This is a genomic window from Rhizobium lentis (assembly GCF_014200175.1).
In the GTDB taxonomy this organism is placed as follows: domain Bacteria; phylum Pseudomonadota; class Alphaproteobacteria; order Rhizobiales; family Rhizobiaceae; genus Rhizobium; species Rhizobium mulingense.
Genome location: NZ_JACHBD010000001.1, coordinates 121,555 through 134,930, shown reverse-complemented (window position 1 = coordinate 134,930; position 13,376 = coordinate 121,555). Strand labels below are relative to the sequence as shown.

The following is a 13,376-nucleotide window of genomic DNA, read 5'->3' as shown; positions in this document are numbered from 1 at the left end:
CCCGGCGCAATGCCGGGTTTTTTATTGTCTTCAGATGCTGGCCTGAACGCTGTGCAGATTGGCGTAGACGCCGCCTTTCGCCATCAGATCATCATGGGTGCCCTGTTCGACGATGCCGTCGCCGGTCAGGACCAGGATACGGTTGGCATGGCGGACGGTCGACAGGCGATGGGCGATGACCAGGGTGGTTCGGCCGTTCGCCAGGCTCAGCAGCGCCTGCTGCACCGCCCGTTCGCTCTCATTGTCGAGCGCGCTGGTCGCCTCGTCAAAGATCAGAATCTCAGGATTCTTGAGGAAGGCGCGGGCAATGGTAATGCGCTGGCGCTGGCCGCCGGAAAGTTTGACGCCGCGTTGGCCGATATCAGTGTCATAGCCATTAGGAAAGGCCGTGATGAAATCGTGCGCATTGGCGGCGCGGGCAGCCGCTTCGAGCTCGGCATCGGTCGCGTCCGGCCTGCCGTATCGCAGGTTCTCCGCAATTGTGCCGGCAAAGAGATAGACATCCTGCTGAACCACTCCGACATGGCGCCGGAGCGAGGCCAGTGTCACGTCGCGAATATCGGTGCCGTCGATCCGGATCGCCCCGGCCGCGACATCGTAGAAGCGCGGGATAAGGGCGCAAAGTGTGCTCTTGCCAACCCCTGAGGGGCCGACCAGGGCGACGAACTCTCCGGGGGCGATGGTGAGTGACAGCCGCTCCAGAACGCTGGGGCCATCGGCCTCATAGCCGAAGGCGACGTCGCAAAAGCTGATCTCGCCCTTCGGCGCCGGCATCGGACGGGCGTTGGGTCGATCGGTGATATCAGGGGCGATCTCCAGGATTTCCATAGCCCTGATGAAGCCGGTATAGCCCTCCTGCCAGAGCCGCACGAAATTGGCGAGCCGCTGCACCGGGTCGACCAATACGGCGACACAGAGCAGGAAGGTCAGCATATCGGGGACGGTGAGATCCGCTGACAGGATGCGCAGGCCGCCGACGATGATCACCAATATCGTCACGAGCTGGGCGAAGGTTTCGGTGCCGACCGAAAACCAGGCTTCACTGCGGTAGCCCTCGGCGCGGCTTTGCAGGAAGCGCTGGTTCTGTGCGTCGAAGCGCTCTCTTTCCAGCGCCTCGTTGGCGAAGGACTGGACGACGCGGATACCTGCCAGAGCGTCCTCGACGCGCTCGTTGACGGCGGCGATCTGTTGCTTGCTGGCTTCGAGCGCGCGGTTCATGCGCCGGTTGAAATAGAGCGCATAGGCGACCGCGACCGGCGTGAGCAGCAGGATCAGGGTCGCCAAGGGCGGGTCGATGAAGAAGAGCACCAGCATGGCGCCGGCATACTTCAGCACGGCGATGGCAAGATCCTCGGGGCCGTGGTGGAAGAGTTCGCCAAGCCAGAGGGAGTCATTGGTGATGCGGCTCATCAGCTGGCCGGTGCGCTGGCGGTCGTAAAAGCTGAAGGAGAGCTTCTGGCAATGCTCGAAGAGCTCCTGCCGAACCGTCGCCTCGATGCGGGCGCCCATGACGTGGCCGCGATAATCGACGAAGAAGATTGCGGCGATCTGGACTGCCAGGACGGCCAGCATGACGCCGCCCATGGCGAGGATCTGGGCGAAGGCCTCCGGCGCATCGGGTAGGGCCAGAAGGCGGCTGGTGACGATATTGGCGCAAAGCGGCAGGGCGACCGCCGTGCCGGCAACAAGGATCGCGCAAAGCAGATCCGCCAGCAGCAGAGGCAGATGCGGGCGATAGTAGGAGAGAAATTTTCGCATGCGCGACCAGCGCCGGCCATGATCGGCGGCGAGGTCGTCCAGGAAGAATGTAGGGAAGGCGTTATTGCGTCGCGCGTTTTTCCTCGCGCGGGAGAACGGAATATTCATGAGGCAGAATGTCCTTGTGGGCGATGTTTCCTTTCTGTTTGGACAGGATCGCTCTCATGACAGTCTCCCAAAGGTTGAATGAATTGAACCCTCAGTATCGCCGAGAAGCCGGATCAATTCAACTTGGTGACGTGAGGAGATCGGTCGGTGTTGTCGACAGGCAACAGCGGAAGGTCTGCTGGCCATGTATATGGGAAGCGAGCGTGCTTCAAGTTTTCTGATCTCTCGTTGAACGGAATGGATTTGACGCCCGCGGCAATCGGCGGCAACTTTCTGCGAAATGGAGGAGTGGTCATGACCGAACGGCATACAGGCGGCTGCCTTTGCGGCGCCGTGCGATATACGATTGCGGGCAAGCCCGGCCCTGTCGTCGGCTGCCATTGCTCGCAGTGCCGCCGGCAGACGGGATTTTATTATGCGGCGGCCAACGTGCCGCGCACGGCTCTTTCGGTGGAGGGCGCCGAGGCGGTCCGCTGGTATCGGTCGAGCGGTGAGGCGCAGCGCGGCTTTTGCGGGAATTGCGGCTCGGCACTGTTCTGGCAGGGCGACGAATCGCCGGAAGTTTCGGTCCTGGCCGGAAGCTTCGACGAGCCTACCGGCCTTTCCTTCGGTCACCACATTTACTGCACTGACAAGGGCGATTTCTACGAGATCACGGATGGCCTGCCGCAATATGACAGGTTTCCGGTCTAGCTTCTGGCTGAAAGCGCGGCGGTGAGGCGGGCGACGTCCTCGCGCAACGCCGTCAGCTCGGTCAGCACATGCATATCGATCTTCTGATGCAGGGAGAGCACTTCGAGCTCGGCCTTGAGATTGACTTCGTAATCCTTTGCGGCCTCGAAGCGGTCGCGCTCGGCCTGGCGGTTCTGCGACATCATGATGATCGGCGCCTGGATGGCGGCGAGCATCGACAGGATCAGGTTCAGGAAGACGAAGGGATAGGGGTCGAAGGCGCGGGTCGCCAGTAAGACGGTGTTGATGATCGTCCAGACGGCGAGAAAAGCCAGGAAGGCGATGATGAAGGACCAGGAGCCACCGACGCGGGCGATGCCGTCGGCGACACGCGCGCCGAACGAGGCTTCGGCGGAAAGAGCGGCGTTGACGTCGGTCGAGATGACCTTGCGCTCGTGCGCCTTCGCCAGCACGCGTTTTTCAATATCGCCGAGTTCGTCGGCCGGCTTGTCGAAATGATGGTGCATGAAGTTGGAAATATTAGACATGGCCTGTTTCCGGTGCTGTCGCTTTCGCGCAGTATTCCGCTCCACGGGTAAATTGCAATGCGCGTCGGTGCCGCGTCATGCCGTGTCGACCCTTCATAAAAATTTCGTCACCACCAAGGTCGCTTTGACCGCGAACGTGTTGCGGTAACGGAAGGCGCAGGCTAAATAAATGACATGACACAGGAAAACGCTCTTTCTGATATTTTCCGCATCGCCATCGGCCAGCTCAACCCAACGGTCGGTGATGTGACCGGCAATCTTGCCAAGGCACGCGAGGCGCGCGCCGATGCGGCCCGGGAGGGCGCGCATCTGCTCGTCCTGACCGAGCTTTTCATCTCCGGCTATCCGCCGGAAGACCTGGTGCTGAAGCCGGCCTTCATCCGCGCCTGCTGGAAGGCGGTCGAGAGGCTGGCCGCCGATACCGCCGATGGTGGGCCGGGCGTCATCATTGGTTTTCCCCGGCAGGACGAGAACGGGCGTTATAATTCCGTAGCCGTGCTCGACGGCGGCAAAGTCATCGCGGTGCGCGACAAGGTCGATCTGCCGAATTACGGTGAGTTCGATGAGAAGCGCGTCTTCCATCAGGGCGCCATGCCCGGGCCGGTCAATTTCCGTGGAGTGAGGCTCGGTATTCCGATCTGCGAGGATATCTGGGGCGACCTCGGCGTCTGCGAGACGCTGGCCGAAAGCGGCGCCGAAATCCTGCTGTCGCCGAATGGGTCTCCCTACTACCGCGGCAAGGTCGATATCCGTCATCAGGTGGTGTTGAAGCAGGTGATCGAGACCGGTCTGCCGCTGATCTATGCCGCCCAGCTCGGCGGCCAGGACGAGCTCGTCTTCGACGGCGCGAGTTTCGCCTTCAATGCCGACAGGTCGCTTGCCTTCCAGGTGAGCGAGTTCGAGACGGCGCTTGCGGTGACGACGTGGAAGCGCGGCGAAAGCGGCTGGCACTGCGCCAAAGGGCCGATGGCGCGGATCCCCGAGGGCGAGGAGGCCGATTACCGCGCCTGCCTGCTCGGCTTTCGCGATTACGTCAACAAGAACGGCTTCAAGACGGTCGTGCTCGGCCTTTCCGGCGGTATCGACTCGGCGATCTGCGCGGCCATCGCCGTCGATGCGCTCGGCGAGGAGCGGGTGCGCACCGTCATGCTGCCTTACCGTTATACCTCGGAGGATTCGCTGAAGGACGCGGCCGATTGCGCCAAGGCGCTCGGCTGCCGCTACGACATCGTGCCGATCGAGCAGCCGGTGACGGGCTTCAGCAGCGCGCTGTCCGATCTCTTCGCGGGTACGGATAGCGGCATCACCGAGGAGAACCTGCAGAGCCGCGCGCGCGGCGTCATCCTGATGGCGATCTCCAACAAGTTCGGCGCGATGGTGGTGACGACGGGCAACAAGTCGGAAATGTCGGTCGGTTACGCCACGCTCTATGGCGACATGAATGGCGGCTTCAATCCGATCAAGGACCTCTACAAGATGCAGGTCTATGCGCTGGCCCGCTGGCGCAACGAGAACGTGCCGCCGACTGCGCTGGGGCCGTCGGGCGAGGTGATCCCGCTGAATATCATCGACAAGGCGCCCTCGGCAGAATTGCGCCCCGACCAGAAGGACCAGGATTCGCTGCCGCCCTATCCCGTTCTCGACGATATCCTCGAATGCCTGGTCGAGAAGGAGATGGCGGTCGAGGAGATCGTCGCGCGCGGCCATGACGTGGCGACCGTTCACCGCGTCGAGCACCTGCTCTATCTCGCCGAATACAAGCGGCGGCAGTCGGCGCCGGGCGTGAAGATCACCAAGAAGAATTTCGGGCGCGACCGGCGTTATCCCATCACCAACCGGTTCCGTGATCGCTGAAGCGATCGAGATCGCTAGCACAATCGAGATCGCCGAGGCGATCGAGATGTCAGGAGAAACATCGATGCGCAGCTCGGTCGAGATCTACAATGTCAGGACGGGCAGGGCGCGTGAGGTCTGGCAGACGGATCGGCTGGTGGAGGCGCCGAATTTTGCTCCTGACGGCTCCTATCTTCTGTTGAATGGCGACGGACTGCTCTACAGGCTGCCGCTTGATGGCGGCGAGGTGGTTCAGGTCGATACCGGCTTTGCGGTCAACTGCAACAATGATCACGGCATCTCGCCCGACGGCACTGAGATCGTCATCTCCGACAAGACCGAATTCGGCAAGTCGTCGGTCTATATCCTGCCGATCGAGGGCGGCACGCCGCGGCTCGTCACCGAGAACCAGCCCTCCTACTGGCATGGATGGTCGCCGGATGGGCGCCGCATCGCCTATTGCGGCATCCGCGACGACCTTTTCGACATCTACACGATCTCCGTCGACGGCGGCGCCGAGACGCGGCTGACGCATGGCGAGGGCCGCAACGACGGGCCGGATTATTCCGCCGACGGGCAATGGATCTATTTCAATTCCAGCCGCACCGGGTTGATGCAGATCTGGCGCATCCATCCAGACGGCAGCGGGCTCGAACAGGTGACCTCGGACAATCAGGGCAACTGGTTTGCTCATCCATCGCCCAGGAACGACAAGGTGCTGATCCTGTCCTACGATCCCAGCGTTTTCGACCATCCACGCGATCTCGACGTGCGGCTGCGGCTGATGGATATGGATGGCGGCAATCTGAAGACGCTGTTCGAGCTGTTCGGCGGGCAGGGCACGATCAACGTGCCCTGCTGGTCACCAGATGGTGATGAGTTTGCCTATGTCAGGTATTTCCCGGTGAACTCTTGAGAGCGACGCACCGCCATTAAGTGATTCGGTGGTGGGGTGCTGGGATGCACCCGCCTTAGTTTAGCGTCTCGCTTGCAAACGAATGCGCGTCAGTGCGGCCTCGACGCAGAGACATGTCCACGCAAAGCCGTTGCAAAAGCCGATCATGATGATGAGATAAAAAAGCAACGGCTGTTCTTCGGCTTTGATGATGGAAGTCTTAGTGTGCAGTTCCCCCTCATATAGCCATAGCAGTGGGATGCTTAGCGGTACGGGACAAAACAGCAGCAATCCGGTGATCAGTAACCGGGTCCAAAGCTTTTCAATCATACCTTTGCATTTGCCCTGCAGAGCTGCTCGCCTTGACACAAGTTTCTCCTGCCGCACGACACGGCGCTAAACTGCTTGCCAGCCAATATAGAGCGCACAGTTTTACATCAATTTATGATCGGGTGGTCAGGCATCATCATAAAGCCTCACGCAACCCTTCTGAAATAGGCATTGGCCATAGGATGGGGAAATCGATGCCGAATATGCCTGCAATTTCAGCTGTGCGACTCCATGTGCAGATAGTTCTTGTACTGATGCTGTGCTTCCCAGGCATGGCAGCGGCAACGCCTCCGTGCCGTGACAACACGCTGGCGAAAGCCAAGGTCGTGGTCGAGGCACGTGTGAAATCGCTCTCGATTGGAGATCCCGGATTGCTGCTACCGAAAGATTATCCGAACCGGGTGATCCGGGTCGACCTGGAGATCGAGAAGGTCATTAAAGGCACCTTCATCGGCAAGGAGGCGACATTTTATGGTATCACGTATCCTCCTCCAGAAAGGCTCCTTGAGCTATTAATAATGTCTTTGGCAATTGGTCCGGGTGGACGAGACACCTTCGAGTGGGAGCTTTCAGCCAACAAAATAGACGACGACATGTCCTTCTATTCATTGAACAATTGTCACTACTCAAAATTCCCCATCGACATTTTACCGTGGCAGCGGCCTTGATGCCCGTCAACTGATGCGCAGGCGGTGGGTGCTCACCTATAGATATCTACGGTCAGGATTAATGCGGTGCTGTTTCGGCCGGACATAACGCTTCGGAAGCGCGGTGCACAGTAACTTTCGAGTGCCCTCCGATGCTTTGGAGCTGCACCGAGAGAGACTCGCCACCGGGAAGGGCAAATTTCGAATCGATACTTGAAACCGTGGTCGGTCCGAGCGGATACGTCACGACGGTCGTCTTCGGCTCACCATACTTTGATGTGAATGAATAGAACACGATCGAGGCGAAGTCATCAATGCTCCCATCTCGCGTTTTTGTCACACCGGCAATTCGGTTGTTATCGCAAACAAAAAGGGCAACTTCCGCGCCATCAACATACCATTGGCCCGGGAGGTTAGGTGAAAGCTCCCGAATCTGCCATCCCTTTTCGATCGAGATGCGACGGGCTTGTTCTAGCGAACTACCTAGTTCAAAAACGCTGGGGCTATCAGCCGTGTCCGCACTGGCGAACTCGGCATTGAACCCCAGAGCTGCCATTAAGCAACAGGCAAAAAACAATCGAGCGTGAGCGGCACTCAACTTTTACGTCCTTCAAATATTCAGTTGTAAGCTGTCATAATTGCATCAACGCCAGCATGCCACAAGGCGTCAGATAATGATGGGCGGTGGGGACAGGTTGTTCTCTATAGGGCTTCGCCATCTGATTGGCAATGAGCCTAGATGGGTCCCGCCAATGAGGTTAAGGGAAATCGATCGTGCGCGCCGTATTGTTCGGGACATTAGCCATCATAACCTGCTGTCCTATTTTACTCTTTGCTGCGTTTCCGGTGGAGTACCTACGGTTGTTCGGAAAATACCAAGAGTCTCAAGCTCTAAATCAGATGGCGGTTCCCATCGCCAAATTTTATATTCAGCACGATATGAGATATGCTTGCGGCAACGAGACGTACTTCAGGAATTATAATGCCATGAACTTTTTCGATGACCTGCCGCTTTCGCCGGAAGAGGAGCTTATGCTCCAGTCACAGGACAAGATTGCGCTCTTGTTTTTAAGTGACGTCGTTTATGACGAGAATGAATATCTCGACTCTATTCGAACCGTGACCGCTTATAATCTGGTCGTCGCCTCTAAGTGCCTGCACAGGCGCACGTCGTGAAAAGCCCTCACCGGCGATCGAGCCAATATTAGTGGACGGGGTAGTGGGTGGCGAGATTTTACTTTAACAATCACCGTCTCAAGTTTTTACCGAGCAGCGAAGCTTAATTTCAATGACACCTGAAGAAAGAGCGATCCTTAAGGCTCTGGCCTCCATGTGTGTTCAGTATATGGATGATGGTCGAAACGGGCTGGTTCACAAGTCCATGAGTGCCGGCGAAGGCGCGGTCGAAGTGCTGGCTTCCTATGATCTGGTCAAACCGGAACCATGGGGCGGCTTCTGGACCGATGAGGGCCTGCGTCTTTTGGACGAAGATTGACCTGTGAATGGGCGGCGGGTGTCTGCCCGCCGCGCTTGATGCTGTCTATCAGGCTGCGACGGCTGCCTTGCGCCGCTCGCGGGCGGATTTTGCCAAGTCTTCCAGCACGGCGACCGACATATCCCAGTCGATGCAGCCGTCGGTGATGGACTGGCCGTAGACGAGCGGCTTGCCGGGAACGAGATCCTGGCGGCCGGCGACGAGGTTGCTTTCGATCATCATGCCCTTGATCTGGCGGTTGCCGGCGGCGATCTGTCCGGCGACGTCCTTGACGACGCGCGGCTGGTTCATCGGATCCTTGCTGCTGTTGGCATGGCTGGCATCGATGAGGATGCGCGGATCCACGCCTAGCTTGACGGCCTCGCTGACCACCGCCTGGACGTCGGCGGCCTCATAATTCGGGCGCTTGCCGCCGCGCAGGATGATGTGGCAATCCTCGTTGCCTCGGGTCGAGGCGATTGCTGCCTGTCCGTCTTTGGTGACGGCGGGGAAGTGATGCGGCTGCGACGCGGCGAGGATTGCGTCGAGCGCGACGCGGGCGCCGCCATCGGTGCCGTTCTTGAAGCCGATCGGGCAGGAGAGGCCGGAGGCGAGCTGGCGATGGATCTGGCTTTCGGTCGTGCGCGCGCCGATCGCGCCCCAGCTCACGAGATCGGTGATGTATTGCGGCGTGATCGTCTCGAGGAATTCGACGCCGGCGGGCAGGCCCATGGCATTGATGTCGAGCAGCAGGCGCCTGGCAATCCGAAGCCCTTCCTCGATGCGGTAGCTGCCATCGAGATGCGGGTCGTTCATCAGGCCCTTCCAGCCGACCGTAGTGCGGGGCTTTTCGAAATAGACGCGCATGACGATTTCGAGATCGCCGGAGAAGCGCTGCCGCTGTTCCGCCAGCCGCTCGGCATATTCGCGTGCCGCGGCAGGATCATGGATGGAGCAGGGGCCGATGACGACGACCAGGCGGTCGTCGTCTCCCTCCAGAATCTTATGGATCGCATGGCGGTTGCTGGTCACCGTCTCGCTGACGGCAGCGGTTCGGGGGATTTCCGCGATGATATCAGCGGGTTTGGTCAGCGGGGTGATTTCGAGGATACGCAGATCATCGATGGTATCGGACACGGTATGGCTCCTGTTTGGTCATACCGAGCGGAACAAAAAAGCCGCCAGGTAGACTAGCGGCTGTTCGGGTTGTCGTCGCGTTGACTTCAGTTACGCATAGACCCGCATCCGCTGGGAGCAGCGGTACGAATAAAATCGCGAGGCGTGGATTGAAGTCGTCGACATTAGGCGTATGTAGCGTCGCGGTTGCCAGTTGTCACGCAGAATTTTCTGCCTGAAATCGGACATCCCGGAGGGCGGCAATCGCTTCTGCCGGAGGCTGGCTTAAGTATGTCGCCCGAGGCTCACGGCAAACCCTAAACGCGCGAAAAATAGTGTGTATTTGATGTATGAATATATCACCAAGTAGAATGGGATCGAGGGCACGCGCAGTTTGTTTCGCTCGCGCACGGGCCGGTGCTTGCTGCCGCGTCGCTTTCCTGAAATAGATGCTTTGTCAGGTGCCCGCTCTTGAGGGCGGGAGAATCGGGAATCCGGTGCAAGGCCGGAACGTGCCCAACGCTGTAAGGCCGACGTCTGCCGCTTCATCACGCCACTGGCTTTTGCCGGGAAGGCTGCGGCAGGTGGGTGACGCCAAGTCAGAAGACCGGCCTGGCATAATTGACCCAACCCGCGCGGACGGCGGGCGGTTGCGTTGTTGGGGATTGACGATGCGACCCTTTGATGAGGGTGCCGTTTCAGCGGCATCCGGTTTTTCTCTCGCCGAACGCGAGGCCGTGTATCACGCGATCATGACGCGACGCGACGTGCGCAGCCAATTCCGGCCCGATCCGTTGCCGGATGACGTCGTGGCGCGGCTTCTGACCGCCGCCCATCACGCCCCCTCCGTCGGCTTCATGCAGCCGTGGAACTTCATCTTGGTGAAAAGCGAAGCCGTACGGGCGCGGGTAAGGGATGCCTTCCTCAGGGCGAATGAGGAGGCGGCACTGATGTTCGATGGCGAGCGGCGGCAGGCATACCGCTCCCTCAAGCTCGAAGGCATCGTCGAGGCGCCGCTCGGCATATGCGTGACCTGCGATCCCACGCGCAGCGGCAGCGTCGTTCTGGGCCGCACGCACAATCCACGGATGGATTCCTATTCGACGGTCTGCGCCATCCAGAACCTCTGGCTCGCGGCGCGCGCCGAGGGAATCGGCATTGGCTGGGTCAGCATCTTTCGCGAAGGTGAGCTGAAAACCATTCTCGGCATACCCGATCATATCGAGGTGGTCGCCTGGCTCTGCGCCGGCTTCGTCGACGGGCTTTACGACGAGCCGGAACTCTCCGTCAAAGGCTGGCGGCAGCGGCTGCCGCTCGACGAGCTCGTCTTCCACGATGGTTGGGGACGGAGCGAGCCGTAGCAGCGGTCACTGCTGTTGCGGCTGCGGGCCCGGTGTTGCCGGGTTGGCAAGATCGATCGAACCCTGGTCGCCCGCCAGAAACTGCGGTCCGACCTGCCGGACCTTGTTTTGCGCAGGGTCATAGGGACGCTCCGGGACTGACGGCTGGGGTGCCGTTGGCGCAGCCGCGGTACCTTTCGCCGGCGGATTGGTGCGGATCGTGGTGATCGATCCCTGCTGCGGCGGTTCGCTCACGGCCTGCTTGCCGCGCATCTCTTCGTAATAGGCGGTGAGATTGCAGGCGCAGGCATTTTTCTCGCCGGGCGCGCGGTTCTTGTAGGCGAAGGCGTTCTGCAAGGCGCTGTAGGGCGTGCCGGTTGCCACCGAAATCATGTTCGAGGCTTCGGTGCTCCTCACGTCTCGATAGAAAAGCTCGGTCTCTATGCCCGGACACATCTTGGCGCAGGTTTCAGCATCGCGGCCGAAATCGACCGAGGTGGCGTTCGAGCTGATCGGGAAGAAGCCGCCGTCGCAACTGCGCACGCAGATGGTGCTGACCGGCGAAAGCATCTCGGTCCTCGGCAGGCCGTAACGCGGGTCAACTTCTTCACCGCCGCCGAGCGGAATGAAGGTGTCGGCGCGCATCGTCTGTTCCTCGATGCTCGGGGCAAGGTCGTTGGCGCTGCGCTCGGACGGGGCGTAGAAATTCTCGCTGTTGCAGCCATTGCGCTCAAGAGCAGCCATCAGTTCGCGGCGCCCGCCGTCATCACCGCCGCCCTGGCTGCGCAGTTCGGCACGACGATCCTGGAGATACCGGATATTATCGATCATCCGGGCTTCAGCTTGCGAGAGCTCGTCACAATAATCGGCATTCTCGCCGCCGATCACCACCATGCTGCCCGAGGTGCAGCCGTAGCTGCGCAGGTCGTTGCGGACCTTGCGCAGCTCGAGGTTCTGCTCGGCTATGGCACCGGAAAATTGGCGCGCTTCCGGACCATTGCCGTTGCCGATCGATCGCGGCAGGTCGGCCAGGCGGCCGCGCAGGTCATCGCAGATGGCACTCGTCTGCGCGGCGACGGGCGTCGCGAAGGCAAGGAGAAGCGCAAGAGACAGGTTTCGGCGTTTCACGGCGTCGTCCCGGAATGAGCAAACGGTCGATGGGTCGAGTGCGACGTCACTTCGTCGCGCGTTTCCTCTTAGCGTGTTTCTCTTAATAAGCTCAGAGAAATTCTTAGCGTATTTTCGCGATCTTATCCACCAGAGGCCGGCGATTCCCCGGATGGACCGCGTCGCGCCAGAAGTCGCTCGCGGACAGATCCGGTCGCGGACTGTCAGGTCTGTTTCGAGCGAGCCATTTCGGCACGCATCCAGCTTGAGTCTCCCCATGTCGACAGCCAGATCATCAGATCGGTGAGTGCGGCGACCACGGGCAGGAGCAGTGTGTGGCTCATTCCGCGTGCTGTCTGGTTTTTCTCGGCCTGCCTGAGATGAGCCAATTCTTCCTCTTGAATGGAGGCTATAAGGCCATGAAGCTCGGGGTCACCGGCCTCCAGAAAAGCCAATTGATCCTCAAGGTGACGGTGAACGGTGCTTTCGACCGCCTCGGTACAGATCCAGACCGTATTACGTCCACCGAGGGCTGTCAGGAAACCGAGCAGGTAACCACCGAGGCTCCAGAATGCCATGACGCGGCATGGCTTCGCCTTCCTGGGCGGCATTGCATCGCGAAACAGGCGGCAATGCTTGATCTCGTCGTGTCGCATTTCGCGGAGTGCGGGAATGATGTCGGGAAACAGCCTACGGGCCATCCAGATCTGTGCGCCATAGATGCGAATTGCGCCGAATTCGCCAGCATGATTAACCTTGAGAATACGACGAACGGTTACGCTTCGATCGCGCCTACCGGCATTGCTCAACGGATTGTCCATGATCGACGCTGCCCCATAGTTCACCCCTCGGCAATAGGCACCACTGCCGCTACTATCGTCAATGGTCGACACAATCGACGAGGTGCATTCCGCTTCAGGCGGCGTGCAGACCGTCGCAATTCGCGCCGGTCTGGGCGGCGCAGCAAAGGCGAGGGCGGGGCGAGAATGATAGGCATCTTCAGCGAACGCCACTCGCCTGCAACAACCGGCGGGATGCGCGAACCTCAACACGGCCTTCACATCTTCGTGGACGGTTGTTACGAACCCGGTTCCCAGCACGGCGGCTGGGCATTTGTGGCCTATCGCGATGCGGTGGAAATCGCCTCCGGATTCGGTGGCGTCCGGGAGTCGGCCAACAATTCGATGGAATTGACCGCCGTCCTGAAGGCCGCCATCTGGATCAATAGCGAAGCAGCCGGCGAAGCTGCGACCATCTGGTCCGATTCCGTCTATGCCGTCAAAGGCTGCAACAGCCGGCGACATATCTGGAAAAGCAACGGCTGGAAGAAAAGCAGCCCGAATGGAAATGCTCGAAGGCGAACGATCGACAATGCGGAACTGTGGAAGGCAGTCGATTTTCAACTATCGCAGAACGCCCTGGTGACCGTTACCTGGTGCAAAGGCCATTCCGGCATTGCCGGCAACGAACGCGCCGATGCGCTCGCGGATCAAGGGCGCCTGTCGATCCGGGCTGTCTGATAGTTCTCGCCGGGTTGCGAGCAGCCGG

At 59.9% G+C, this 13,376-nt stretch carries 15 protein-coding genes and 1 riboswitch; of the genes, 8 read left to right on the top strand and 7 right to left on the bottom strand.

Features of this window, described 5'->3' with window-relative positions; translation table 11 throughout:
- Positions 1 to 30: 30 nt before the first annotated feature.
- Positions 31 to 1,866: an ABC transporter ATP-binding protein gene (locus tag GGI60_RS00650; RefSeq protein WP_183913453.1), complete on the bottom strand. Its 1,836-nt coding sequence runs from the start codon at positions 1,864 to 1,866 to the stop codon at positions 31 to 33.
- Positions 1,867 to 2,160: 294 nt separating this feature from the next.
- On the opposite strand from GGI60_RS00650, the gene GGI60_RS00645 reads away from it, so the two are divergent.
- Positions 2,161 to 2,559, top strand: coding sequence for a GFA family protein (locus GGI60_RS00645; protein WP_183913455.1), 399 nt, complete (start codon positions 2,161 to 2,163; stop codon positions 2,557 to 2,559).
- Here GGI60_RS00645 and GGI60_RS00640 read toward each other — a convergent pair.
- The gene (locus GGI60_RS00640; RefSeq protein WP_183913457.1) at positions 2,556 to 3,086 is read right to left on the bottom strand and encodes a DUF1003 domain-containing protein; all 531 of its coding nucleotides are present in this window, start codon (positions 3,084 to 3,086) and stop codon (positions 2,556 to 2,558) included. The two genes, GGI60_RS00645 and GGI60_RS00640, sit on opposite strands and share 4 nt — an antisense overlap.
- Before the next feature lie 174 nt (positions 3,087 to 3,260).
- Here GGI60_RS00640 and GGI60_RS00635 point away from each other — a divergent pair, with 174 nt between their 5' ends.
- Entirely contained in the window at positions 3,261 to 4,940 is a 1,680-nt protein-coding gene (locus GGI60_RS00635) for an NAD+ synthase (RefSeq protein ID WP_183913459.1), read from the top strand.
- Positions 4,941 to 5,004: 64 nt separating this feature from the next.
- Positions 5,005 to 5,835 carry a PD40 domain-containing protein gene (locus GGI60_RS00630; RefSeq protein WP_183913461.1) on the top strand — a complete coding sequence of 277 codons (831 nt, stop codon included), beginning with the start codon at positions 5,005 to 5,007 and terminating at the stop codon, positions 5,833 to 5,835.
- A gap of 60 nt (positions 5,836 to 5,895) precedes the next feature.
- Here GGI60_RS00630 and GGI60_RS00625 read toward each other — a convergent pair whose 3' ends face one another.
- The gene (locus tag GGI60_RS00625; RefSeq protein WP_312862791.1) at positions 5,896 to 6,183 is read right to left on the bottom strand and encodes a hypothetical protein; all 288 of its coding nucleotides are present in this window, start codon (positions 6,181 to 6,183) and stop codon (positions 5,896 to 5,898) included.
- Between GGI60_RS00625 and GGI60_RS00620 the strand changes: the two genes are divergently transcribed.
- A complete protein-coding gene (locus GGI60_RS00620; protein ID WP_246720277.1) occupies positions 6,177 to 6,812 on the top strand; it encodes a hypothetical protein in 636 nt (211 codons plus the stop codon). The genes GGI60_RS00625 and GGI60_RS00620 overlap by 7 nt on opposite strands.
- Before the next feature lie 58 nt (positions 6,813 to 6,870).
- Here GGI60_RS00620 and GGI60_RS00615 read toward each other — a convergent pair whose 3' ends face one another.
- Positions 6,871 to 7,389, bottom strand: a complete 519-nt coding sequence (locus GGI60_RS00615; protein ID WP_183913463.1) for a hypothetical protein — start codon at positions 7,387 to 7,389, stop codon at positions 6,871 to 6,873.
- A gap of 176 nt (positions 7,390 to 7,565) precedes the next feature.
- Here GGI60_RS00615 and GGI60_RS00610 point away from each other — a divergent pair, with 176 nt between their 5' ends.
- Together GGI60_RS00610 and GGI60_RS00605 are read left to right on the top strand one after the other, a co-directional pair.
- Complete coding sequence (locus GGI60_RS00610) at positions 7,566 to 7,967, top strand: hypothetical protein (protein ID WP_183913465.1); 402 nt, start codon at positions 7,566 to 7,568, stop codon at positions 7,965 to 7,967.
- A gap of 112 nt (positions 7,968 to 8,079) precedes the next feature.
- Complete coding sequence (locus GGI60_RS00605) at positions 8,080 to 8,286, top strand: hypothetical protein (protein ID WP_183913467.1); 207 nt, start codon at positions 8,080 to 8,082, stop codon at positions 8,284 to 8,286.
- Between the two features lie 48 nt (positions 8,287 to 8,334).
- Here the strand turns inward: GGI60_RS00605 and GGI60_RS00600 are convergent, their stop codons facing one another.
- Positions 8,335 to 9,402, bottom strand: a complete 1,068-nt coding sequence (locus GGI60_RS00600) for a 3-deoxy-7-phosphoheptulonate synthase (protein ID WP_183913469.1) — start codon at positions 9,400 to 9,402, stop codon at positions 8,335 to 8,337.
- Between the two features lie 421 nt (positions 9,403 to 9,823).
- A riboswitch (cobalamin riboswitch) is annotated at positions 9,824 to 10,012 on the top strand.
- 40 nt (positions 10,013 to 10,052) lie between these two features.
- On the opposite strand from GGI60_RS00600, the gene bluB reads away from it, so the two are divergent.
- Complete coding sequence (gene bluB / locus GGI60_RS00595; protein WP_183913471.1) at positions 10,053 to 10,742, top strand: 5,6-dimethylbenzimidazole synthase; 690 nt, start codon at positions 10,053 to 10,055, stop codon at positions 10,740 to 10,742.
- Positions 10,743 to 10,748: 6 nt separating this feature from the next.
- Here bluB and GGI60_RS00590 read toward each other — a convergent pair whose 3' ends face one another.
- Both GGI60_RS00590 and GGI60_RS00585 read right to left on the bottom strand, forming a co-directional pair.
- On the bottom strand, positions 10,749 to 11,849 hold the full coding sequence (locus tag GGI60_RS00590; RefSeq protein ID WP_183913473.1) for a DUF2865 domain-containing protein: 1,101 nt from the start codon (positions 11,847 to 11,849) through the stop codon (positions 10,749 to 10,751).
- 203 nt (positions 11,850 to 12,052) lie between these two features.
- Complete coding sequence (locus GGI60_RS00585; RefSeq protein WP_183913476.1) at positions 12,053 to 12,649, bottom strand: demethoxyubiquinone hydroxylase family protein; 597 nt, start codon at positions 12,647 to 12,649, stop codon at positions 12,053 to 12,055.
- 165 nt (positions 12,650 to 12,814) lie between these two features.
- Here GGI60_RS00585 and GGI60_RS00580 point away from each other — a divergent pair, with 165 nt between their 5' ends.
- A complete protein-coding gene (locus GGI60_RS00580) occupies positions 12,815 to 13,348 on the top strand; it encodes a ribonuclease H (protein ID WP_183913478.1) in 534 nt (177 codons plus the stop codon).
- Positions 13,349 to 13,376 lie beyond the last annotated feature (28 nt).